The organism is Salifodinibacter halophilus, from assembly GCA_012999515.1.
Lineage (GTDB): Bacteria > Pseudomonadota > Gammaproteobacteria > Nevskiales > Salinisphaeraceae > Salifodinibacter > Salifodinibacter halophilus.
In genome coordinates, this window is record JABEEB010000031.1 from 1 (window position 1) to 413 (window position 413).

Sequence of the window (413 nt, forward strand, 5' to 3'; positions counted from 1 at the left end):
GGCTCAGCCGCCGGTACTCCCTGCGCGCGGCTTCTTCCAGTAGATGTTCGAGCATCGCCGCAGCCACGCCGCGGCGGCGATGCGCCTGCGCGGTGCGCATCGATTTGATTTCGCCGTGGCCGGCGTCGAGCTGCTTGAGCGCACCGCAGCCGAGCAGGTCCTCGCCGTCCCAGGCGCTCCAGAAGCTGATTTCCGGGCGCTGGAGCCCATCGAGATCGAGCGCGTGGATGCTTTCCGGCGGCGACAGCTCGGCCATGCCTTGCAGGTGTTCGCGCAGCAGAGCGATCACCTCGGGACGGTCGAGTTGGCCGGCGCGGATCTGCATCGGTCGCTGCGCTCCTGGGTCGAAAAACGCAAAGCAAGGCCCGAAGGCGCCGGCGCGTGGCCGCCGCCCTGGGGATACGATCGTCGTT

1 protein-coding gene is annotated in these 413 nt (G+C 68.8%); it reads right to left on the reverse strand.

Annotated features, from left to right (window positions below; translation table 11 throughout):
* Window positions 1-325: GNAT family N-acetyltransferase (locus tag HKX41_10530; GenBank protein NNC24567.1), on the reverse strand; the 325-nt coding region annotated here is incomplete at its 3' end.
* Window positions 326-413 lie beyond the last annotated feature (88 nt).